This window comes from Phytopseudomonas daroniae (assembly GCF_004327275.1).
Lineage (GTDB): Bacteria > Pseudomonadota > Gammaproteobacteria > Pseudomonadales > Pseudomonadaceae > Aquipseudomonas > Aquipseudomonas daroniae.
Map to the genome: position 1 here is coordinate 68,402 of NZ_QJUJ01000008.1, position 22,277 is coordinate 90,678.

Sequence of the window (22,277 nt, forward strand, 5' to 3'; positions counted from 1 at the left end):
CAGCTCGCTGACCAGCTGACTCTCGGAACGCTCAGTTTCCCCAGCCAACGATGCCCTTGGTTTCCAGAAATGCTTCAAGCCCCCATTCGGCGTACTCGCGGCCATTGCCCGATTGCTTGTAGCCGCCGAACGGAGCGGCGGCATCCCAGTCGGGATAGTTGATGTAGACGCTGCCGGCGCGCATCTGCAGGGCAACGCTGCGGGCTCGCTGCAGGTCGGACGATTGCACGTAGGCGGCCAGGCCAAAGACGCTGTCATTGGCCATGCTCACTGCCTGCTCCTGATCCTCGTACGGTTGAATCACCAGCACCGGGCCAAAGATTTCTTCACGGGCGATGGTCATGTCCTGCGTGACATCGGCGAAGATCGTCGGCTGCACGTAATAGCCCTCGGGCAGATGCGCGGGGCGACCCAGGCCGCCGCATACCAGTTGTGCGCCTTCGTCGATGCCGGTGGCGATCATCCGTTGAATCGAGTCGAACTGCCGCTGGCTGATCACCGGGCCCAGGGTGGTACCCGCCTCGTCGGGCACGCCGAGGCGATGGTCAAGGGCAGCGCGGCGGGCGATCTCCACGGCCTGGTCGTGCAGGGCGGCGGGCACCAGCATGCGGGTCGGAGCGTTGCATGACTGGCCGCTGTTGCTGAAGCAACTGTTCACGCCCGCGGAGACGGCACTTTGCAGATCCACATCGTCAAGCAGGATGTTCGCTGACTTGCCGCCCAGTTCCTGGTGCACCCTTTTTACCGTGGGCGCCGCCAGCCGGGCGATTTCAATGCCCGCACGGGTCGAGCCGGTGAACGACACCATGTCGACTTGCGGGTGCGCACAAAGGGTAGCGCCCACGGTCGGGCCATCGCCATTGATCAGGTTGAAGACCCCGGCAGGTACGCCGGCATCGTGCATTACCTCGGCGAACAGCAGGGCATTGAGCGGCGCGATTTCGCTGGGTTTCAATACCATGGTGCAGCCCGCGGCTAGCGCCGGGGCGACCTTGCAGACTACCTGGTTGATCGGCCAGTTCCATGGGGTGATCAGAGCGACTACGCCCACCGGCTCCTGGCTGATCAGCGTGTTGCCGCGAGCTTTCTGGAACTCGAAGCTGTCGAGGGTACGCAGTAGTTGCTCGAGATGGCGCTTGCCGATACCAGCCTGCCAGGCATGGGACAGCGCTTCAGGGGCACCTACCTCGCGGGTGATGATCTTGGCGATCTCGTCGTAGCGCTCCATGAAGGCCAGCAGAACCCGTTGCAACAGTTGCTTGCGTTGTGCCGGCGAACTGCTGGCGAACCCTGGGAAGGCGCGGCGAGCTGCCATGACCGCCGCTTCGACGTCGGTCTCGTTGCCCATGGCGATCTCGGCAAAAGGCTGTTCGGTGGCGGGGTCGATCACCGCCAGCCGTTCGCGGCCAGAGGGCTCCACCCAGTGACCATCGATATAAAACTTCAGGGCGTTTTCCATATAAAGAGCGGCCTCGCGGGGTCGAGTGTCGGTATCAGGTGCGGTGTGATCGAGGCCGTTGGCTTCGCGCGCAGTCGCTGGCAAGAATAGGCAGGCCGGTTTGCCTCGGACAATTTACTAATAGTTGGATTAAGCATAATCTCAAGTCATGTCAAATCTACGCCGAAAACTTCCCAGTTCCAGTTCGCTGTTCGTCTTTGAAGCCGCTGCTCGTTGTGGCAGCTTCACCCGCGCGGCGGACGAACTGTGCGTCAGCCAGCCGGCAGTCAGCCGCATGCTGTCGCGCCTGGAAGAACATCTCGGCGTGCAACTGTTCGAGCGGGTTCGGGGTGGTGCCAGACTGACCGAAAGCGGCAGCATTCTGTATCGTCGGGTGCAGGAAGGGTTCGGCACCATCGAGTCGGCGATCAGTGAAATCGAAGCCCGTGCCACTGGCATCGAAACCGTTACCCTGTCGGTTTCCACGGCATTCACCACGCACTGGCTGATGCCGAGAATGAGCCGTTTCAATCAGCGATTCCCCATGGTCGACATGCGTTATCAGCTGATGTACGGGAAGATCGGCGGGCCTCTGGTGGATGTCGATCTGGGCATGCGCTACCTCGAGCAAGGGAGCCTGAAGCCCTCTGATACAAGGGTTTTGCCGGAAATTACCCTGCCGGTCTGTAACCCTCACTACCTGAAGGAAATGCGGCCTGCACGGGGTAAAAAACAGCAGCCGACGCTGATCAGCATGGACGCGCAGGATCGTGGTTGGGCAGCGGCTTTTGCGAGCGCCAGTACCCTGGTGTTCTCCGACTACGCGGTGGTGGTACAGGCTGCGCTGCTCGGGCAGGGGATTGCCCTTGGCTGGTTGAACGTGGTGTCCAACGCGCTGTGCAAGGGGGAACTGGTACCCGCGACGGATACCATTCGGGTCGCGTCGAGGCGCTGTTGCCTGGTGGTGCCGAGCAATCGACCGGTGCGCCCAGTGGTGGAAGAAGTACGTGACTGGATCGTCGAGGAAATGCGCGATGACCTGTTGAAGATCGATGCGTTGTATCCCCATCTGGGCTTGGCAGCGACCCTCGAATCGACCCTCTGAGCATAGCTGCTGCTTGGCGAGTAGAAAAACAGTAGGTTATGCCTCAGGTGGGAAGCAAAACAGAATATTTCGTGAGAGGGTGGGTCGATAATGAACCGACCAGACAGTTTCACCTCACGATCTTTCTTGCGGAGCGCCCTATGTCTTTCAAGCAGTTCAAAGCCCTGACGTTCGACGTCGTCGGTACCCTGATCGATTTTGAAGCCGGCATCCTTGCCCATATCCGCGAAGTGTCGGGCGAAGCGGGCAAGGCCCACAGCGACGACGATATTCTCAAAGCCTACCGCGAGGCCCGCGCCAAGGATGATTCGGGCTGGTTCCCGGATGACCTGGAGCGCTGCTACCACCTGATGGCGCAGGCGCTGGGGCTGCCGGATAACGATGATTATGCGAAAGGTCTCGCCGCTTCGGTGAAGAACTGGCCGGCATTCCCGGATTCCGTTGACGCGCTCAAGCGCCTGCGCAAGCACTACAAGCTGGTGGCGATGACCAACGCCCAGCGCTGGGCCCTGGACTGCATGGCCAAGACCCTCGACCAGCCGTTCGACTTCGAATTCACCATCGACGACTCGCGCTACGAGAAACCCGATCCGCAGTACTTCGCCTTCGTGCGTGGCGCCCTCGCGACCCAGGGCATCCTGTTCGAAGACATCCTGCACACCGCGCAGAGCCAGTACCACGACATCGGCGTGGCCATGCGCCTGGGTTACCAGACCTGCTGGATCGAGCGCCGCCATGCCCAGAAGGGCAGCGGAGGAACGCTGGAGTCCGTGCGCACCGAGCCGCACTACCACTTCACTTCGCTGGCGCAGCTGGCTGACGCTGTCGAGAAAGAGTTGGGCTGAGCGGTCGCGCCGCGAGCAAAGACCGCTATTTCGCCAAGAGGCCGGCATGACTGTTCAAAGCTTATGGGTGGCCACCGCCCAACCTGCACCTGCGCTGCAATCGCTTCAGGGGGATCGGCAGTGCGACGTGGTGATCATCGGTGCCGGCTATACCGGCCTCTCGGCAGCACGGCACATCGCCTCGAGCGGCCGCGAGCCGCTGATCGTCGAAGCCAACACCCTGGCCTGGGGCGCCAGCGGGCGCAACGGTGGCGTGGTTTCGCCGAAGTTTCGCGTCGGCTTTCCCACCCTGATGGCGCGCTTCGGCCGTGACACGGCCCTGCACCTGTACCGTACCGGTTACGCGGCGGTGGACAGCCTGGTGGAAACGGTCGAAGCCCTCGGCCTGAGCCACGCCCGGTTGAAGATGGGCGGGCACATCGCGGCAGCGCACAACGTTCATGCCCTGGGCGGCCTGGAGTCGACCGCCAACTGGATCAAGCACGAAACCGGGGGTGAGTCCTCGGTCATGATTTCCGCCGAGCAGGTGCGCGAACTGACCGGTTCGACGATCTTTGCCGGCGGCCTGCTGACCCCGAAAGCAGGCGGCATTCATCCCATGAACTACGCCCGCGGGATCGCCCAGCACCTGGTCGATTCCAGCGTGAAGATCTTCATCAACACGCCTGCCGAAAAGGTGCAGCGCGAGGGCGACCGGGTCATCGTGCAGACGCCGCAAGGGCGGGTCAGCGCCCGCCAGGTGATCTACGCTACCAACGGCTATTCGGACCAGACCCGCGCAACCGATGCCCTGCATCGTCGGCTGATTCCATTTCGCAGTGCGATCATCGCCTCTGAACCCTTGCCGGCGAACGTGCTGGCGAGCCTCATGCCTGGAGGGCAGGTCTGCGGCGATACCAAACGCATGCTGCGCTGGTTCCAGGTGGTCGGTGATCGGCTGATCTTCGGTGGCCGTGGCGCATTCGGCAAGCACGACTCACGCAGCGCCTTCGATGACCTGCAGCGCAGCATGGGCGTGGTCTTCCCGGTGTTGCGCGATTACCGGGTCGATTATCGCTGGTCCGGCCTGGTTGCCATGACGCTCGACTATCTGCCCCATGCCGGCCAGCTCGACGAGCGCAGCTTCTACGCCATCGGCTACAACGGCGGCGGCGTGGCGATGTCGACCTGGATGGGCAAGCAACTGGCGGCGATGACGGCCGGTGAAAAGGTCGAGCTCGGCCTGCTTGTCGGTCAGGGGTTCAACCCGATCCCGCTGCATGCCTTTCGCGCCCCCGGTGTGCGCCTGGCCGCTGGCTGGCAGCAGTTTCTCGATGTGCTCGGCCGCTAGGCCGACTCCCTTTGCCGAATGAAGTGATTCCATGAGCCCGATCGTGCATTTCACCCAGCCCGAATCCGAGCGTCGTCTGCTCACCGAGTCACCTGTTCCCCTGCACGACGATCCGTTCGCCGCAGGGCGCCGGGTGCATTTCCACGAGCCGCGGCAGGGCTATGTCGCTGGCGTGGCGAGCGACCGCGATGCCGAGCGGAGGATCGAGGATTACCCCTGGGTCGAACTGAGCATCGTCGAGGCCGGCACCCTGCATATCGAGGGTGACGGCTATGGGTTGTCGGTATCGGCCGGTGAAGCGCTGGTGATACCGCGCGGCGCGAATCTGCGCTGGACTCACCAGGGTGAGTTGCGGCGAATCTTCGTCGTCTTTACCGGCGCCGCCAGCAGCGGCGACATGCCGGCCCGGGCGGTGAAGATCGATCCGCATGCCGATCTGCAGCCTTGCAACCCGCCCTCCGCCTCGGTGCTGCTGACGCCGGAGCCTGTGGCGCACAGCCATACCCAGTTCGAAAGTGGCGGCTGCCTGCGTATCGGTATCTGGCGTTGCAGCCCTTATGCGCGTCAGCAGGTCGAGCCGGGATACAGCGAGCTGATGTACTTCTACCAGGGCCGTGTTCGCTTCGACACGCCCACCGGGGAGCGCTACCGCGTGCATGCCGGTGAAGCCATCCTCATTCCTGTGGGTGCCACCAATGCCTGGCGCAACGATGTCGCGGTGAAGAAGCTGTTCTGCATCCTGAGCTGAAAAAGGCGGCTGGCGCCTGTCCTTCATACGCCGCCATCGGTTATGCGGTACCAGGCGATCACGGCCGCGATATACAGACGGCGCATGCCATAGAGCGGAAAGGCCTTGATGCTCGATGGCTGCACCGGCAGCACCCGGGCATCGCCACTGACCAGATAGCTGGCCAACGCCTGTCCCATGCGGGTCTGCAGGCCGACGCCGCGCCCCTGGCATCCGATATCGATCAGCAGGCCAGGGGCTGGCTCATGCAGGTGCGGCAGGTAGTCACGCGTGACGGCGACGTGGCCGCACCAGCGGTAGTCGAACGGGATACCGGCGACCTGCGGGAACAGCTTGGCCACCGCCGCCTCGAGATGCGACCAGTGATCCTGGCGGGCAGGGTCGGGTTCCTGGAAGGTGCCACGGCCACCCATCAGCAGGCGCCCGGTATGGTCGAGCCGATAGTAGAGCAGCAGGTTGCGTGCATCGGAACTCACATGGCCCTGCGGCAGTATGCTTTGCCGCAGGGCCTGCGGCAGCGGTTGCGTGGCGACCTGAAAGGAATTGGCATCGATGATGGTCTTGCGCAGCGCTGGCCAGAGGTCATCGGTATAGCCGTTGGTGCAGAGCAGCACCCGCTCGGCGCTGACCTCGCCACCCCCTGCCACCGATGCCGTCCACTGCGCGCCATGGCGTTTCAGGCTGCTGACGCGCGACTGGGTGAACAGGCGCACGCCGGCGTCGATGGCCACCCGCGCCAGCTCGCGTGCATAGCTCAGCGGCTGGATGCCGCCGCCCCGTGGATCGACCCAGCCGCCCAGGTACTTGCTGGTGCCCAGCAGGCGTTCGGCCTGGCTTCGGTCGAGCAGTTCGGTCGCCACGCCCTGGGCTGCCCAGTCATCGGCACGGCGCTGCGCCAGCCGCATGGCCTGCGCATTGTGCGCGCCCTGGATCCAGCCCTGGCGCACGCGCGGCACGTCCAGCGTGTGCCTGTCGATCAGCGAGAACACCGCATCCGCCGTGCTGCCGGCGAAATCGAGCAACTTCTGCCCTGCTTTTTCGCCGAAGCGGCTCAGCAGTTCGCCGGGGTCGTACTTCAGGCCCGGAATGACCTGGCCGCCATTGCGTCCGGAGCCACCGAAACCTGCCTCCTGCGCTTCCAGCAGCACCACGTCGACCCCTTGCTCGGCCAGGTGCAACGCTGTGCTCAGGCCGCAGTAGCCCGCGCCGATGACGATCACATCGGCCTTCAGTGACTCGCTCAGTGGCCGGGTTCGTGGTGCGGCAACCGCAGTCGCGGCCCAGAGCGAATGCTGCAGTGGGTAATATTCTCGGGTCATGGCCAGTGCCTCACAGCGGATTCAGGACGCGACGCAGAAAGTCCTGCGTACGCGGGCTCTGAGGGTTGTTCAGCACCTCGTTGGCGCTGCCTTGTTCGACGATGCGTCCACCGTCGATGAACAGGATGCGATCGGCCACTTCACGGGCGAACTGCATCTCGTGGGTCACCACGACCATGGTCATGCCTGACTCGGCGAGCTGGCGCATGACCTTGAGCACGTCGCCGACCAGTTCCGGGTCGAGCGCCGACGTCGGTTCGTCGAACAGGATCGCCTTCGGTCGCATGGCCAGCGCCCGGGCAATGGCCACGCGCTGTTGCTGGCCACCGGAAAGCTGGGTCGGATGGGCATCGGCCTTTTCCGCGAGGCCGACACTGGCCAGCAGTTCGCGGGCATGGGCGATGGCCTGCCCGCGGTTCTCGCCTTTCACGTAGACCGGGCCTTCGATGACGTTTTCCAGCACGCTGCGATGGGGAAACAGGTTGAAGCGCTGGAAGACCATGGCCACTTCGCTGCGGATCGCCTTGATGCTGCGCGAGCCACGCTCGACCCGCTGGCCGTCGATGGTGATGCTGCCGTCCTGGTAGCTTTCCAGGCCGTTGATGCAGCGCAGAATGGTGGACTTGCCCGAGCCGGACGGGCCGATGATGCACACCACCTCGCCCTTGGCGACGGTGGCGTCCACCCCCTTGATGACGTCCAGGTTGCCGTAGGACTTTTTCAGCCCGCTGATCTCGATCATTTCTGCCCCCGTTTTTCAAAGTGGCGCACCAGCAGGATCAAGGGTACGCACATGATCAGGTAGAGCAGCGCGACCAGGGTGAACACCGTGGCGTTCTGGAAGGTGGATGTGGCGATCAGCTTGCCCTGCAGGGCGAGTTCGGCAACGGTGATGGTGGACGCCTGCGAAGAGTCCTTGAGCATCATGATCATGGTGTTGCCATAGGGCGGTAGCACGATGCGAAAGGCCTGCGGCAGCACCACTCGACGCATCATCAGCCACCAGCTCATGCCCATCGACTCGGCGGCTTCCAGCTGGCCCCGGTCGATGGCCTCGATGCCGGCGCGAAAGTTTTCCGCCTGGTAGGCCGAATAGGCGATGCCAAGGCCGATGATGCCGGCCTGCAGGGCGCTCAGCGACAGGCCGAAATCCGGCATCACGAAGTAGATGTAGAACAGCAGCACGATGATCGGGATGCCGCGCAGCAGGTTGATTATCGAGCTGCTGAGCCAGGCGAGAACGGCGATTCCCGAGACCCGCATGGTCGCCCAGACCAGGCCGAGCAACGTGGATAGCAGCAACGAGCCTATGGTCACCTGAATGGTCAGCCAGGCACCTTGCAGGAGAATCGGCAGGTATTCGGCAGAGCGTTGCAGAAATTCGGACATGAACAGACTCTCGGGTCGGCACGGCGGCGGCTGGCCGCCGCCGTGGAGTACACGGACGATGGGCGATCGGGCGAGGCGCTCGGTTCAGGCTCACAAGCCCCATTTGCCGATGATGGCGTCGATGCTGCCATCGGCCTGCAGCTTTTCCAGGGCGGTGTTGATCCTGGCCATCAGTTGCGGGTCGTCCTTGCGCGCGGCGATGCCGATGCTGTTGACCATGGTCGGTTCGTAGCTGGTGACCAGGCGCAGATTGGGGAAGTTGTCCTGGGCAATGGCATAGGCCGCGATCGGGTAGTCCAGCACGGCCACGTCGATGCGCCCGGCATTGGCATCGCGCATCATGTCGGCGGTGGTGTCGTACAGCTTCACATCGCTGAACAGGCCGCTGCTCTGCAGCGGCGTGACGAATGCCGTGCCGACCTGGACGCCGACGCGCTTGCCCTTCAACTGGGCCAGCTCGGTGTACTCGGTGGTGTCCTTGCTCGGCACCACCACGCCTTCGCCATAGCTGTAGACCGGGATGGAGAAGTCGACCACTTGCTTGCGTTCGTCGGTGATGAACATGGCGGCCGAGATCAGGTCGACGCGTTTGGAGGTCAGCGAGCCGATCAGTGCGGAGAACTGCATGGGTTCGATCTGCACGTCGAATCCCGCTTGCTCGCCGACGGCGCTGACGATGTCGACCATCACGCCTTGGATGCTGTTGCTCTTGGTGTCGAGGAAGGTGAACGGGCTGCCGGTTGGCGTCGAGGCGACCTTCAGCGTTTCAGCCTGGCTGAAGCCACTCGCCAGTGTCAGCGTCGAGAACAGGGTGGCGATCATCAAACGATTTTTCATGCGGCGTTACCTCATGTGAAGGACGGTAGCGGTTCAGGAAGTCTTGCGGGCAATGGCCCAGATGACCGTTGTGACGCTCTGGCCGGGATTGCGCCAGCGGCGCGGGGTGGCGCCGTCGTAGCAGAAGCTGTCGCCCGTCTGCAGGCACAGCAGGCGATCCTCGATCACCAGTTCCAGCTGGCCCTCGACGATGTAGCCGACCTGCTCGCTCTGCTGGGTGGTGAACAGGCCATCGCCGGTCGAGCCTTGCGGCTCGATCACCACTCGGTACAGTTCAACGGCCCCCGGCGACCCCGGAGGCGTGAGGTTTTCCTTGTGGATGCGCTTTTTCTGCACATCGATCAGCGGGTGCTGGCCGGCCCGAACGACCGTGCTGCCGGCTTCGCTGTCGTGGTGCTGGGTGTTGCGGATGAGCTGCTCCAACGGCAGATCCAGCTCCTCTGACAGTGCGCTGAGCGTACGCAGGGACAACGAGCGCAAGCCGCGTTCGGCCTGGCTCAACAGGCTGACGGAGATGCCGGTGGCGTCGGCGACCGCTTTCAGGGACTTGCCCGATTGCCTGCGACGATGGCGAAGCTGCTCGCCGAGCCAGATATCGATGAAGGTATTGATACGCTGCGGTACCGGGGCCTGTGGCTGGTGATCGCAGCCGGCGTCATCTGCTTCGTGTTTCATGCGTACTCTGTGAATTTTTCAAAACTGTGTAATTTTCACAAAGCAAGTCTCGCGCCATGTACTCGGAGCGCTGGAAAATGGGCCGTCCTGGCGGTCGGTCGCTGGAGCACGCCAGTTGCGCGCACGATGCTGGAGCGCGTGTGCTCGATATGGGGCAAGCGTAATGGTGGATGGCCGCCATAAGGCGGGAGCGGACGGCCGATAAAAGCACTAGAGGCTGGAGGCTGAACGACAAGCAAACCCCATGGGCTCTTTCGTCCAGCTTTCCAGCCCGTAGGATGGGTGAAACCCATCAATTGCCGATGGGTTGCACCCATCCTACGACCTTTGAACGACCACTCAGCCCGTTCGCTCGGTTGGATCTGTGATGTGGCGTTCGGGGCGCGTAGTGCGCGTGCAGGGCGTCAGGAGGGGCGTAGGGTGGATGACGCTTTTTTCATCCACCATTGCGATCGCGGAGCGGTGGACGGATCGGGCCGCGTAGGCAAGCGTCGTCCACCCTATGACGGGTCGCTTGCGCCTTTGAGCAACCACTCAGCCCGTTCGCCCGCGATGTGGCGTTCAGGTCGCGCACCGCGCGTGCAGAGCATCAGACAGCGCGAACCAGGCTGCGCAGTGGCACGCTGCTCTTGACCACCGGCGACTTGATGACGATGTAGCTGAAGTACTTTTCGATGCCGATGTTCCTGTCGAGGATCGACTCCATCAGTTCCTGGTAGTGTTGGATGCTGCTGCACAGGAAGCGCACCAGATAGTCGTAGCCACCACTGATCAGATGGCATTCGAGCACCTCGTCGATACCACGAATGCTCGACTCGAATTTCACGAAGTCGGCGCGCTTGTGATCCGAGAGAGTCATCTCGGTGAATACGGTGACCGAATTGGCGAACTTGGCCAGGTTGACATGCGCTTCATAACCGCTGATGTAGCCCGCCGCCTCCAGGCGTTTGACGCGCTGCAGGCAAGGGCTGGGTGACAATCCCACCGCCTCGGCAAGGCTGACGTTGGTCATGCGACCGTCTTTCTGCAGTTGGACCAGGATGTTGATATCGATACGGTCGAGCTTGGTTGCAGCGTCCATGGTTCAATCCTCGCAATGTCGAAACGGATCCGTTGTCAGGTGAGCAGTGCCTTCTGATGGGCATGAGCCAGGTCGGCGAGGCTGGCATATTCACAGCGCTTGCCATCCATGGCCTGAGGCGAATGGTTCCATGGCTGGTTATGGCCGCGGCGCAGTGTGCAGACCGGAAAGTCCACCCGGTCGATCCACGGGTCGTCGCTTTCCGTACTGCGCACCGGTAACAGCTCTGAGCGCTCCAGGCCCAAGCGACGCAATTGGTGTTCCAGGCCTGCGTGCCAGTCGTCATGGTCGGGCTCGATGATCGCGTCGAACTCGATGGGCAAGCGTTTGGCCTGCGCCTGTGGATCGATGCCGTAGGGCGGGGCGATCAGTAGCAAACGGTAAAATTTGCTCAGGTACTGAAGGGCACCTGGAGCGTCTTCGAATATGGGCCATTGGGAGGAAGAGCTACTGAATGCCACACTTTCATCCCAGCCGGGAATAATCTGCAAATGTTGCGCCAGACGCTGGTAAAGCTGTCCGTGAAAAGCCGTCGCGCTGAGCGCTGTCGTGCTGCTGGCCAGTGCCTGGGCGACGTCCCGGTAACCACTCAGCAACTGGGCATCGCTGGTGGCGATAGCCGCTTGCACCGCCAGCGGTCGGAGACCCTCGAGAATGCCCCGTTCGCGGTCAACCAGGGTGCCGAAGGACAGCCCCAGCGCTTTGTATTGGGTGACTCTCATGACGTGCTCCTGAGTAATGCCATGCCACTTCCATCTTGATCGGGGCTGACCCTACGCTGCCAGGCAAGTCGGGCCAAGTGTTCCCCCCTGTTGTACTCAGCAGGCTGCTGCCAACGCTTTGTCGAGCATCTGCAGGGCTTCAGCCAGTTGCTCTCGAGTGGTCACCAGTGGTGCCAGGAAGCGCACCACGTTGCGGTGCACGCCGCATTTGATGACCAGCAGGCCGGCATTGCGCGCTTCGTCGATGACTTTCTGGGCGAGCACCGCATCGGGGCTTTGTCGAGCATCGTCGGCAACCATTTCAATGGCCTGCATGAAGCCCAGGCCACGCACTTCACCAATGCGTGGGTAGCGCTTCTGCAAGGCCAGTAAGCCTTCCCTGAGTTGCGCCGCCAGTGTCTCGCCCTGTTGCAGCAGATCCTGCTCTTCGAACAGGTCGAGTACCGCCAGAGCCGCCGCACAAGCCACTGCATTACCGCCGTAAGTACCCCCGAGGCCGCCCGGTGTCGGGGCGTCCATGATTTCGGCACGACCGACCACGCCGGACAGTGGCATGCCGCCGGCCAGGCTCTTGGCCACGGTGACCAGATCCGGCTGGATACCGGCGTGCTGAAAGCCGAACATGTTGCCGGTACGGCCGAAGCCAGCCTGGATTTCGTCGAGGATCAGCACGATGCCGTACTCGGTGCAGCGGGCGCGCAGGGCTTGCAGAAACTCCTTGGGCGCTGCCAGGAAGCCGCCGTCGCCCTGCACCGGCTCGATGATGATGGCCGCGACGCGATCCGGGGCTACGTCGGTGGCGAATAGTTCGTCGAGTTCGGCCAGGGCATCCTCACTGCTGATACCGCGATAGGCGTTCGGATAGGTGGCGTGGTAAATCTCGGCGGGGAAGGGGCCGAAGTTCTGCTTGTATGGCTGGCTCATGCCGGTCAGGGTCACGCCCAGCAGGGTTCGGCCATGGAAGCCGCCGCGGAAGGAAATCACCGCGCTGCGGTTGGTGTAGCCACGGGCGATCTTGACGGCGTTTTCCACGGCCTCGGCGCCGGAGGTGAACAGCACGCTTTTGTAGTGTTCGGCGCCGCCGACCAGCTTGTTCAGACGAGCTGCAAGTTCGATGTAGTTTTCGTACGCCACGACCTGAAAGCTGGCGTGGGAAATCTCACCAGCCTGGCGACGTACCGCTTCGATGATTTTCGGATGGCTATGGCCGGTGTTCAGTACGCCGATACCGCCTACGAAATCCAGGTATCGCTTGCCGTCGACATCCCACAGTTCGGCGCCCAGGGCGCGCGCCGCGACGACCGGGTGAGCGGTGGCGATGCCGCGTGGCACATGTTGTTCGCGCAGGGCCAGCAGGCGTTGGTTTTCAGTCAGTGCAGAATTCATCTCGATCTCCATGAACGTCAGGGGTGTCGGGTGACGTGATCAGGATAAGGATTGCCCGGAACCACAAGCGCTGAAGTTCGGCTGGGGAGTGGGGGGATCGGTTGTTTTGCAGCGCCGTTGCGAAATATTTCGCTGCAGGGGCTGGGGTTTGCCGGAGGGCTGGAGGGTGAGCTTGTCGACGGTTGCGGATCGTCCGCTCGCTACCGTCGACAAGTCGGCTGTGGAGCCTGAGTCATGTACCGGCGCGCGGTACGACGATGGTGTCTTCCGGGTGCAGGCGCATCCGCATGGGCGAGCCAATCGGTGGCAGGCTGAGGTTGCCTTCATGATGGCTCGCCTGACGCAGGCTGACGGTCGGGCCGTCTTCCAGGTCGACGAATACCTTGAGGCTTTCGCCCTGGAACACGATGTCGGAAACCCGGCCCCGTAGGCGATTCCACTCCGCACCGGCGCTGTCGTTGTCCAGTAGCAGCTTTTCCGATTGCAGGGCCAGAAACACGTCGCCGGATGCCGGAACCGGTCGGCTGGTGCGCAGCGGCGTGCTGCCAAGGATCAGGCCATTGCTGGCATCGCGCTGCAGCGGAACCAGCGTGCTTTCGCCGATGAAACTGGCGACGAAGTCATTGGCAGGATGGTCATGCAGACGACGCGGCGTATCGACCTGCACCAGCTCTCCGCCACGCATGATGGCGATGCGGTCGCTCATGGTCAGCGCTTCACGCTGATCGTGGGTCACGTAGATCATGGTGGCACCCAGGCGCTTGTGCAGAGCACGCAGTTCGATCTGCATGATCTCGCGCAACTGTTTGTCGAGTGCCGACAGTGGTTCGTCCATGAGAATCAGCTTGGGCTCGAAAACGATGGCGCGGGCCAGGGCCACTCGCTGGCGCTGCCCGCCGGACAGGGCTGCGATGTTGCGGTCTTCATAGCCGCTCAGTTCTACAGTGGCCAGCGCGTTCTTGACCCGCTCGCGGCTCTTGCTGGCACTTTCGCCCCGGGCGCGCAGCGGGAACGCCACGTTCTCGCCAACGGTCATGTGCGGAAACAGCGCATAGTTCTGGAACACCACGCCGATTTCTCGCTTGTGCGGCGGCATCAGGGTGACATCGCGATCGCCGAAGAAAATGCTCCCGGAGCTGACCCGGATGAAGCCGCCGAGAATGCTCAGCAGTGTGGTCTTGCCGGAGCCGGACGGGCCCAGCAGCGACATGAACTCGCCGGCTTCGACCTTCAGGTCGACATTGTGCAGGGCCTTGAGATTGCCGTATTGCTTGCATACCTGGTTAACGCTGACCGATTCGAAACCTTCAGTGAAATTCATGGAGTGCCCTCTGCGCAGAACGGGGTTGCCCGAGCTATCTGCATGTCATCTGAACACAGGCACGGGCCCGGTTCGTGCCGTTTTGAGCCGCCGGAAAAACAGGATCTGCTGCCCGGCGGCGTCTGCAAGCGGAACGCCTAGTCGAGGCCGCCGATGTGCCAGGCTTTAACTTCGAGGAACTCGTCCAGACCGTACTTGGAACCTTCACGGCCAGTGCCGGACTGCTTCATGCCACCAAATGGTGCTACCTCCATGGAGATCACCCCGGTGTTCAGGCCGACCATGCCGAACTCCAGGCGTTCGCCCACGCGCCAGGCGCGGCGCATGTCCTGGGTGAAATAATAGGCGCCCAGGCCGTAAGGTGTGGCATTGGCCAGCGCCAGGGCTTCGGCTTCATCCTTGAAGCGGAACAGCGGGGCGACCGGACCGAAGGTTTCTTCGTTGGCCAGCAGCATGTCGGCATTGGCATCGCGCAGCACAGTGGGTTGTACATACAGGCCTTCGCCCTCTGGCGCGCCACCGATGGTGATGCTGGCACCTTTTTCCAGCGCGTCGCCGATATGCCGTGCCACCTTGTCCACTGCCGCGGCATTGATCAGCGGGCCGATGGTGACGCCGCTCTGCAAGCCGTCACCAACCTTGAGCTGAGCCACCGTCGCACTCAGGCGTTCGGAGAAACGCTCGTAGATACCATCCTGCACCAGGATGCGATTGGCACACACGCAGGTCTGCCCGGCGTTGCGGAATTTGCTCTGCATGACGCCAGCAATCGCCAGGTCGAGGTCGGCATCGTCGAATACGATGAAGGGGGCATTGCCGCCCAGCTCCAGGCTCAGGCGTTTGATGGTGGCGGCGCACTGGCTCATCAGCAACTGGCCAACGCGTGTGGAGCCGGTGAACGACAGTTTGCGTACTGCCGGGTTGGCGGTCATCTCCGCGCCCACGCCCGCTGGCAGGCCGGTCAGCACGTTGAAGACGCCGGCAGGAATGCCTGCGCGTTCGGCCAGTACGGCCAGGGCTAGGGCCGACAGCGGTGTCATCTCCGAAGGCTTGACCAGCACCGGGCAGCCGGCTGCTAATGCCGGGGCGCACTTGCGGGTGATCATCGCATTGGGGAAGTTCCAGGGTGTGATGGCGGCTACCACACCGATCGGCTGCTTGAGTACCAGAATGCGCCGGTCTGCTGTTGGCGAAGGGATGGTGTCGCCATAGATACGCCGCGCTTCTTCCGCAAACCATTTGACGAAGCTGGCACCGTAGGCGATCTCGCCGCGCGCCTCGGCCAATGGCTTGCCCTGTTCGGTGGTCATGATCAGCGCCAGGTCTTCCTGGTTGTCCGTGATCAGTTGAAACCAGCTTTCCAGGTAGCGTGCCCGTTCGGCAGCCGGCACTTCACGCCAAGTGGAGAAGCGCGCTTCGGCTGCTTCGATGGCGCGGCGGGTTTCCGTTGCCTGCAGTGCTGGTACGCGGGCGATGACGCTGCCGTTGGCCGGATTGATCACGTCGATGGTGCCGCCGTCATCGGCTTCGATCCAGGCACCGTTGGCATAGGCACGTTCGACGAGCAGGGAAGGGTCACGCAATTGGCTTTTCAACATGATCAGAACCTTGAGGCTATGAAGGATGGGCTCATTGTAAAAATCACCGCCCAGCGGCCGATGCCGAGATAGAGCGGTACACGGCTGGTAGATGCTGAATTGCGACGATTGACGGCAGGCTGTGCTGGCACTCGAAGGGCCGGGTAGAGTGCTGGAGGCTGAATGAAAGAGCGGGCAGGCCGTGCCCGCGTTCTCGTTCAGCTTTTCTGTCAATCAAAGGTCTCGGGCCGCCTGCATTACCCCTGCTTGTTGCGTCCGGCAATGATTACCAGGATCAACGAGGCGAGAATCAGGATCGAACTGATCGCCGCGATGGTCGGGTCGATTTCGTCACGCAGGGCGGTGAACATGCGTTTGGTCAGGGTCTGGTTGTCGCCGCCGGAGACGAACAACGCCACCACGGTCTCATCCAGTGAGGTGATGAAGGCGAACAGCGTCGCCGATACGACGCTTGGCTTGATCTGCGGTAGGGTCACCGCCATGAACGCCCGAAAGCGGTTCATGCCGAGGCTGCGGGCCACCATTTCCTGGGACATGTCGAAGTTACGCAGGCCGGCGAGCAGGGCGATGATCACGTATGGCAAGGCCAGCATGATATGCGCCAGTACCAGGCCGGTCAGCGTACTGATGAGGCCGATGCGCGCGTAGACGAAGAACACCCCGGCGGCGATCAGAATGATCGGCACCATCATCGGCAGCAGCAGAATGATCTGCAGCGTGCGGACGACCTTCAGGGTCGAGTTATTGAGCGCGTAAGCCGCCGCCATGCCGATCGGCAGGCTGATCAGCATGGTGAAGCAAGCGGTGATCAGGCTGACCTTGGCTGCCGACATCCATTCGCGGCTATTGAAGAACGCCTCGTACCAGGTGGTCGACCACTGCTTGGGCGGGAACTGCAGAAAGCGCGCTTCGGAAAACGACATTGGCACCACGATCAGTACCGGGATGATCAGGTACAGCAGGATCGCTGCAACCACGATGGTGAACAACACGTGGGAGAGCCGCAGATAACGCAGGCTGGCGAACAGGTTCATTAGCGTGCTCCCAGAATTCGTTCGATGGGAATGAAGCGGTTGATACCCCAGAAAATCAGGAACACCACGAGCAGCAGCACCAGGCCGACCGCGCTTGCCGCGCCCCAGGCGTGATACAGCTCAACGTTACGTTGCACCAGCATCGACACCAGGATGGTGCGGCCACCGCCCAGCAACTCGGGGGTGATGAAGAAACCCAGGCAGATCACGAATACCAGAATGGAGCCGGCCATGATCCCCGGCGCGGCCATTGGCAGGAATACCCGGCGGAAGGTGTAGAAAGGCTTGGCGCCCAGGCTGTCGGAAGCCTGCAGCAAGTCCTGTGGGATCTTCTTCATTACCGCGTACAGCGGCAGCACCATGAATGGCAGCATCACATGCAGGGTGCCGATCACCGTGCCGGTAGTGTTGTGCATCAGATTCAGTGGCTGGTCGATGATGCCCATGTCAATCAGCGTCTGGTTGACCAGCCCGCGGCGTTGCAGCAGCACCAGCCAGGCGTAGGAGCGTACCAGTACGCTGGTCCAGAACGGCAGGATCACGCAGATCAGCACCAGATTGGCCCAGAAGCCATGCAGGCGCGACGCCGCGTAGGCGATCGGGAAGCCCATGATGATCGACAGGATGGTCACCAGGAAGCTGATCTTGAAGGTCAGTGCGAAGGTGTCCCAGTAGATCGGCTCCCTGAATATCCGCAGGTAGTTGGCCAGGGTGAATCCTTCCTCACTCTGCACCGACTGGAAGGCCAGCCAGCACAGGGGCAGTATCAGCAGCACGGCCACCATGAGCAGCGCGGGGGCGAGCAGCAACAGCATCGCGGTGTGCTCCTTGCGCTCCTCGCGAGCCAGGGCGGTTTCGTTGACCCGCGGCGGTCGCTGGTCACTGGAGTCGGGCAAGGATTTGACCAGATAGGCGTTGGACATGGGGCCTCCGATTACTTCTTCTGAACGAAGGAGAGCCAGCGTTCTTCAGCCTTGATGCCTTCTTCGGATGCCCACCATTTCGCGGACAGCAAGGCCTGGCGAGAAATGTTTTCAGGCGAGGACGGCAGCTTCGCGGCGCGCTCGGCGGGGATCACGCCAGTCTTGAACGCCTCGGGGTTGAGTGGGCCGTAGTCGATGATCATCGGCAGTGCGGCCTGTAGCTTGGCGTCGATGGCCTCGTTAACGAACTTCATCGCCGCAGCTTTGTGCGGGGTGCCTTTGAGCACGCACAGTGAGTTGGTTTCCAGGATGCCTTGGTTGTAATCGAATACCACCGGTGCGCCGGCTTCCTGTACCGCGCTGATGCGACCGTTCCAGGCCTGGATCATGTCGACTTCGCCATCGCTGATCAACTGCGCCGACTGCCCGCCAGACGTCCACCAGGTGGCGATATTCGGCTTGATTTCCTCCAGTTTTCTGAAGGCGCGATCAACATCCATGGGGTACAGCTCGTCGGCCGGCACACCGTCGGCGAGCAGGGCGATCTCCAGCGTTGGGCGCGGCAGGTTGCGCAGCGCACGTTGTCCTGGGTACTTCTTGGTATTCCAGAAGTCCGCCCAGGTTTTGGGCGCGGAGTCTTCATCGAAGGCATCGGTGCGGTAGGCCAGTACTGTGGAGTAGCTGATGTAGCCAACGCTGTAGTCATCTTTCAACTCGGCTGGGAGTTGCGCGGCATTGGGGATCAGCGCCAGGTCGAGCTTCTCGAACAAGCCTTCCTGTACGCCGCGAATGCAATCGCCTGTGGGCAGGTCGACCACATCCCAGGTGACCTTGCCACTTTCGACCTGGGTCTTGATGATCGGATAGGCCTTGGGCGAGCTGTCCTGTTTCAGCGTTAGACCAAGCTTCTTGGCCGCCGGGTCGAGAATCGCCTTGGTCTGGGCCTCCTGATAGGCGCCGCCCTGAGAGACGAAGGTGATTTGTTCTGCGAGTGCCTGGTTGCTCATGCCGATCAACAGGGCCAGGGTCGCGCCGCTGATTGCGTTGCTGGGAAATTGGCTCATAGGGGCTCCGAATGATTGGCAGATTTAATAGGCGAATTAGAGGTTTTATTCGGGTCGCTCTGCGGGAGCATGCAGTCCCTAATGTACTGGTAAGTACCAGACCAAAATGCATACAAATCGAAGGCGCCGGAGCTGTTTATTGCGAAATGAAGGCAGGCGGCAGCATGTCCTGCGCTGTACTTGCGCAGTCGTCCTTATGGCCTGTATGGCGGATGTGCTGAAGGGCTCAAGCGTGAGCTTTCTTGAGGAGGGAAAGGCTTAAGTCAGTGCGGGCGTTTCACATCTTGATCGGCAAGGCATTCGCCTTCGCCATCTGTTGGTGACGCGTTCGTCTCCTGATAGTCCGGGTGTTCGACCTGCAGGCGGCGCAAACGTGCCAGCGGATCCTGTCGATAGAACAGGCGCAACTGGGCGTAGACCTCGGGGAAGGTCTCGTCGAGCAGATCGGGGGCGTTGAAGAAGTATTCGCTGGTCACTGCAAAGAACTCGGCAGGGTTTTCCGCTGCGTAGGGATCGAGAGCGGTTTGCGCCTCGGGATCGGCATCCAGTACGGCGTTCATGCTGTCGAACGCCTGCTGCATGGCTGCCGCCCAATCCTGGATAGACATGCCGTGGTGCAGTGGCGGCAGGCCGTTGGCATCGCCGCCGAGCATGTCCAGCTTGTGCGCCAGTTCGTGGATCACCAGGTTGTAGCCTTCCCAGCCGCCGCTGGCCTGCACGCCGGGCCAGGCGAGAATCACCGGGCCCTGCTGCCAGGCTTCGCCGCTGTGCTCGCCATCCCATTCGTGTTCGACACCGCCGGAGTCACGATGCCGTTGCGGGCTGACGAAGTCGTCCGGGTAGAGGATGACTTCGTGGAAACCCTGGTACCAGTTCAGGTCGGCCAGACCGAGCAGTGGCAATTCGGCCAGCGTCGCCAGGGCCAGGCGATCTTCGTTATCCAGTTCGAGGCCGGGCAGGGTGGTCAGGTGTTTGCTGTGCAGAAATAGCACGGCGCGCTCGCGCAGGCGGCGTTCGTCGTCTTCGCTGAGCCCGTCGAGAATCGGCAGACGCTGGCGCACGATGGCCCAACTGTCGTCGCTGACGGGATGGCGGGAGAGGATGCGCCGACGGCGCCAGGCGCTAAACGACCACATGACAAAGGCTCGGTTGCAGGGTGGCGTCACCTTAACAGGCTGTTGAAAAACTACCTACGTTGCCGCTGCGTCGTTAAAAACAGGCTCAAAATGCTCATGTACAACTCGTACACTCCGCTTTCTCGCCTGCTTTTGCCTCGCATCGGCTGCCTCGGCTACGTTCTTCAACGGCCTGTTAAGCAGGCCATCCGCTTACCGCAAGCGCGCAGGTGTTACTCGCTGTTGATCGGCAGCACGTAGTTCTTGAACTGCTCGTCTTCGACGAAACCGATCGACTCATAGACCTTCTGCGCTACGTCGTTATCGCGGCTGGTGGCCACGCGCATGCGCACGGCATGGGTCTGTTTGGCCATCTTCTTCGCGGTTTGCAGCAGGCGGTCGGCGACCAGTTGTCGGCGGGCATCTTCGGCCACATAGATGTCATTGAGGATCCACACGCGTTTGAGCGATAGCGACGAGAAGCTCGGGTAGAGCTGGCAGAAGCCCAGCAGCTTGTCATCGTCGTCGGGCAGGGCCAGGTAGATCACCGATTCCTGGCGCTTGAGGCGGGTCTCGAGGAACTTGCGCGACGAGTCGGGGAAGGGCAGCTCGCCATAGAATTCGCGGTATTTGACGAACAGCGGGGTAAGTAGATCCAGATGCTCCAGAGTGGCTTGCACGATGCGCATGGGTGGGGCCTCGTTGGCTGTCGGATGGAGACGGCAGGCGTTTCGATTAAAGAGCAGTTTTCGCGCTAAAGCCAGCAGCGCAGAGCCTTTACACCATGGCCAGGCGGTTTCTCTGACCGCGTGAGATCGCCGTTTGGGCTCGTGCGAGCAGGCAGGCTGCGAGGCGCCGCTGTGCTAATCTGCGTCAATGTTTTCATTCGGCTCGCCCGCTATTCGGCGCGCCTGTTTTCGAGGTTTTCATGCATATCCACATTCTCGGCATCTGCGGCACGTTCATGGGCTCGCTCGCGGTGCTGGCCAAGGAGCTGGGCCATCGCGTCACCGGCTCCGACGCCAACGTCTATCCGCCCATGAGCACCCAGCTCGAGGCTCAGGGCATCGAGCTGATGCAGGGCTACGATCCAGCCCACTTGCAGCCAGCCCCTGATCTGGTGGTGGTAGGCAATGCCATGAGCCGCGGCAACCCGGCGGTGGAATATGTGTTGAACAAGGGGCTGCCCTATGTATCCGGGCCACAGTGGCTGGCGGATCATGTGCTGCAGGGCCGCTGGGTGTTGGCAGTGGCTGGTACCCACGGCAAGACCAGCAGTTCGAGCATGCTCGCCTGGGTGCTGGAACATGCCGGCATGGCGCCGGGGTTCCTGATTGGTGGCGTGCCGCAGAACTTCGGCATTTCCGCGCGCCTGGGCGATACGCCGTTTTTCGTGGTCGAGGCCGATGAATACGACAGCGCGTTCTTCGACAAACGCAGCAAGTTCGTCCATTACCGTCCGCGTACGGCGATCCTCAATAACCTCGAGTTCGACCACGCGGACATCTTCCCGGATCTGGCGGCCATCGAACGGCAGTTCCATCATCTGGTGCGGATCATCCCCGGTGAAGGCCTGGTCATCCATCCGGCCAGTGAAACCGCGCTGGCGCGGGTGATCGGCATGGGTTGCTGGACGCCCGTGCAGACCACTGGCGAAGGCGGTCAGTGGCAGGCACGTCTGCTCGCCGCAGACGGGTCGCGTTTCGAGGTGAGTTTCGAAGGCAAGGTCGAGGGCGTGGTGGAGTGGGGCCTGACCGGCCAGCACAACGTCGCCAATGCTCTGGCGGTACTGGCCGCGGCGCGTCATGTCGGTGTGGTGCCGGCGCTGGGCATCGAGGCCCTGGGGCGTTTCATCAATGCCAAGCGGCGCATGGAAAAGGTCGCCGAGGTGAAGGGGGTGACCGTCTATGACGACTTCGCCCACCACCCGACGGCCATTGCCACCACGCTCGACGGCTTGCGCAAGCGTGTCGGCGATGAGCAGATCATCGCGGTCATCGAGCCGCGCTCCAACTCCATGAAGCTCGGCGCCCATCGCGACGGCCTGGCCGAATCCGCCGAGCAGGCCGATGCGGTGTTCTGGTACGCGCCGCCGAACCTCGGCTGGGATCTGGCCGCCACCGTCGCGGGTGCGCGTACGCCGACCCAGGTGTGCGATTCGCTGGAGACCATCATCGAGGGAGTCAAGGCGCTGGTGCGCCCCGGCACTCAGGTGGTGATCATGAGCAATGGCGGTTTCGGTGGCTTGCACGGCAAGCTGGCTGCTGCGTTAGCAGGTGATAAATCTGAGGCGCATTCGGATCAGGAGAAGCTCCGTAGTCCGGATAGCGGCAATGTAATCCCTGGC

The 22,277-nt window shown here is 62.2% G+C and carries 20 protein-coding genes and 1 pseudogene; 5 read left to right on the forward strand and 16 right to left on the reverse strand.

The features are described 5' to 3' along the window. Positions 1-31: 31 nt before the first annotated feature. Positions 32-1,459: an aldehyde dehydrogenase family protein gene (locus DNK10_RS18075; protein WP_131192507.1), complete on the reverse strand. Its 1,428-nt coding sequence runs from the start codon at positions 1,457-1,459 to the stop codon at positions 32-34. Between the two features lie 148 nt (positions 1,460-1,607). On the opposite strand from DNK10_RS18075, the gene DNK10_RS18080 reads away from it, so the two are divergent. From DNK10_RS18080 to DNK10_RS18095, 4 genes are all read left to right on the forward strand, one after another. Further along, positions 1,608-2,543 (forward strand): LysR family transcriptional regulator, encoded by a 936-nt coding sequence (locus tag DNK10_RS18080; protein ID WP_131192508.1) that lies wholly within the window; start codon positions 1,608-1,610, stop codon positions 2,541-2,543. Between the two features lie 140 nt (positions 2,544-2,683). Beyond that, positions 2,684-3,388 (forward strand): HAD family hydrolase, encoded by a 705-nt coding sequence (locus DNK10_RS18085; protein WP_131192509.1) that lies wholly within the window; start codon positions 2,684-2,686, stop codon positions 3,386-3,388. A gap of 46 nt (positions 3,389-3,434) precedes the next feature. Beyond that, positions 3,435-4,718: an NAD(P)/FAD-dependent oxidoreductase gene (locus DNK10_RS18090; protein WP_165496010.1), complete on the forward strand. Its 1,284-nt coding sequence runs from the start codon at positions 3,435-3,437 to the stop codon at positions 4,716-4,718. 31 nt (positions 4,719-4,749) lie between these two features. After that, positions 4,750-5,466 carry a cupin domain-containing protein gene (locus DNK10_RS18095; RefSeq protein ID WP_131192510.1) on the forward strand — a complete coding sequence of 239 codons (717 nt, stop codon included), beginning with the start codon at positions 4,750-4,752 and terminating at the stop codon, positions 5,464-5,466. Positions 5,467-5,489: 23 nt separating this feature from the next. Here DNK10_RS18095 and DNK10_RS18100 read toward each other — a convergent pair whose 3' ends face one another. The 15 genes from DNK10_RS18100 to DNK10_RS18170 all read right to left on the reverse strand — a co-directional run bounded on the left by DNK10_RS18100 (position 5,490) and on the right by DNK10_RS18170 (position 20,619). Continuing rightward, entirely contained in the window at positions 5,490-6,785 is a 1,296-nt protein-coding gene (locus tag DNK10_RS18100; protein WP_131192511.1) for an NAD(P)/FAD-dependent oxidoreductase, read from the reverse strand. Between the two features lie 10 nt (positions 6,786-6,795). After that, positions 6,796-7,527, reverse strand: coding sequence for an amino acid ABC transporter ATP-binding protein (locus DNK10_RS18105; RefSeq protein ID WP_131192512.1), 732 nt, complete (start codon positions 7,525-7,527; stop codon positions 6,796-6,798). Beyond that, on the reverse strand, positions 7,524-8,174 hold the full coding sequence (locus DNK10_RS18110) for an amino acid ABC transporter permease (RefSeq protein WP_131192513.1): 651 nt from the start codon (positions 8,172-8,174) through the stop codon (positions 7,524-7,526). Before DNK10_RS18110 ends, DNK10_RS18105 begins: the two co-directional genes overlap by 4 nt. A gap of 90 nt (positions 8,175-8,264) precedes the next feature. Further along, complete coding sequence (locus DNK10_RS18115) at positions 8,265-9,011, reverse strand: ABC transporter substrate-binding protein (protein ID WP_131192514.1); 747 nt, start codon at positions 9,009-9,011, stop codon at positions 8,265-8,267. Positions 9,012-9,044: 33 nt separating this feature from the next. Beyond that, positions 9,045-9,686 (reverse strand): helix-turn-helix domain-containing protein, encoded by a 642-nt coding sequence (locus DNK10_RS18120; RefSeq protein ID WP_131192515.1) that lies wholly within the window; start codon positions 9,684-9,686, stop codon positions 9,045-9,047. Positions 9,687-10,275: 589 nt separating this feature from the next. Further along, positions 10,276-10,767 (reverse strand): Lrp/AsnC family transcriptional regulator, encoded by a 492-nt coding sequence (locus DNK10_RS18125; protein ID WP_131192516.1) that lies wholly within the window; start codon positions 10,765-10,767, stop codon positions 10,276-10,278. Between the two features lie 35 nt (positions 10,768-10,802). Next, complete coding sequence (locus DNK10_RS18130; protein ID WP_131192517.1) at positions 10,803-11,489, reverse strand: HAD family hydrolase; 687 nt, start codon at positions 11,487-11,489, stop codon at positions 10,803-10,805. Positions 11,490-11,585: 96 nt separating this feature from the next. Then, positions 11,586-12,875 (reverse strand): 4-aminobutyrate--2-oxoglutarate transaminase, encoded by a 1,290-nt coding sequence (gene gabT, locus DNK10_RS18135; protein ID WP_131180178.1) that lies wholly within the window; start codon positions 12,873-12,875, stop codon positions 11,586-11,588. 232 nt (positions 12,876-13,107) lie between these two features. After that, positions 13,108-14,196 (reverse strand): ABC transporter ATP-binding protein, encoded by a 1,089-nt coding sequence (locus tag DNK10_RS18140; RefSeq protein ID WP_131180179.1) that lies wholly within the window; start codon positions 14,194-14,196, stop codon positions 13,108-13,110. Between the two features lie 137 nt (positions 14,197-14,333). After that, complete coding sequence (locus tag DNK10_RS18145; RefSeq protein WP_131192518.1) at positions 14,334-15,794, reverse strand: NAD-dependent succinate-semialdehyde dehydrogenase; 1,461 nt, start codon at positions 15,792-15,794, stop codon at positions 14,334-14,336. Positions 15,795-16,030: 236 nt separating this feature from the next. Continuing rightward, complete coding sequence (locus tag DNK10_RS18150) at positions 16,031-16,828, reverse strand: ABC transporter permease (protein WP_131192519.1); 798 nt, start codon at positions 16,826-16,828, stop codon at positions 16,031-16,033. Next, entirely contained in the window at positions 16,828-17,751 is a 924-nt protein-coding gene (locus DNK10_RS18155; RefSeq protein WP_131180182.1) for an ABC transporter permease, read from the reverse strand. Before DNK10_RS18155 ends, DNK10_RS18150 begins: the two co-directional genes overlap by 1 nt. A gap of 11 nt (positions 17,752-17,762) precedes the next feature. Continuing rightward, positions 17,763-18,815 (reverse strand): ABC transporter substrate-binding protein, encoded by a 1,053-nt coding sequence (locus tag DNK10_RS18160; RefSeq protein ID WP_131180183.1) that lies wholly within the window; start codon positions 18,813-18,815, stop codon positions 17,763-17,765. A 263-nt stretch (positions 18,816-19,078) separates the two neighbouring features. Next, a complete protein-coding gene (locus tag DNK10_RS18165) occupies positions 19,079-19,951 on the reverse strand; it encodes a M90 family metallopeptidase (RefSeq protein ID WP_131192520.1) in 873 nt (290 codons plus the stop codon). A 212-nt stretch (positions 19,952-20,163) separates the two neighbouring features. Continuing rightward, positions 20,164-20,619: a GNAT family N-acetyltransferase gene (locus DNK10_RS18170; protein ID WP_131180185.1), complete on the reverse strand. Its 456-nt coding sequence runs from the start codon at positions 20,617-20,619 to the stop codon at positions 20,164-20,166. A gap of 239 nt (positions 20,620-20,858) precedes the next feature. Here DNK10_RS18170 and mpl point away from each other — a divergent pair. Then, a pseudogene (gene mpl, locus DNK10_RS18175) lies at positions 20,859-22,202 on the forward strand (UDP-N-acetylmuramate:L-alanyl-gamma-D-glutamyl-meso-diaminopimelate ligase); the annotation flags it as partial. Between the last annotated feature and the right edge of the window lie 75 nt (positions 22,203-22,277).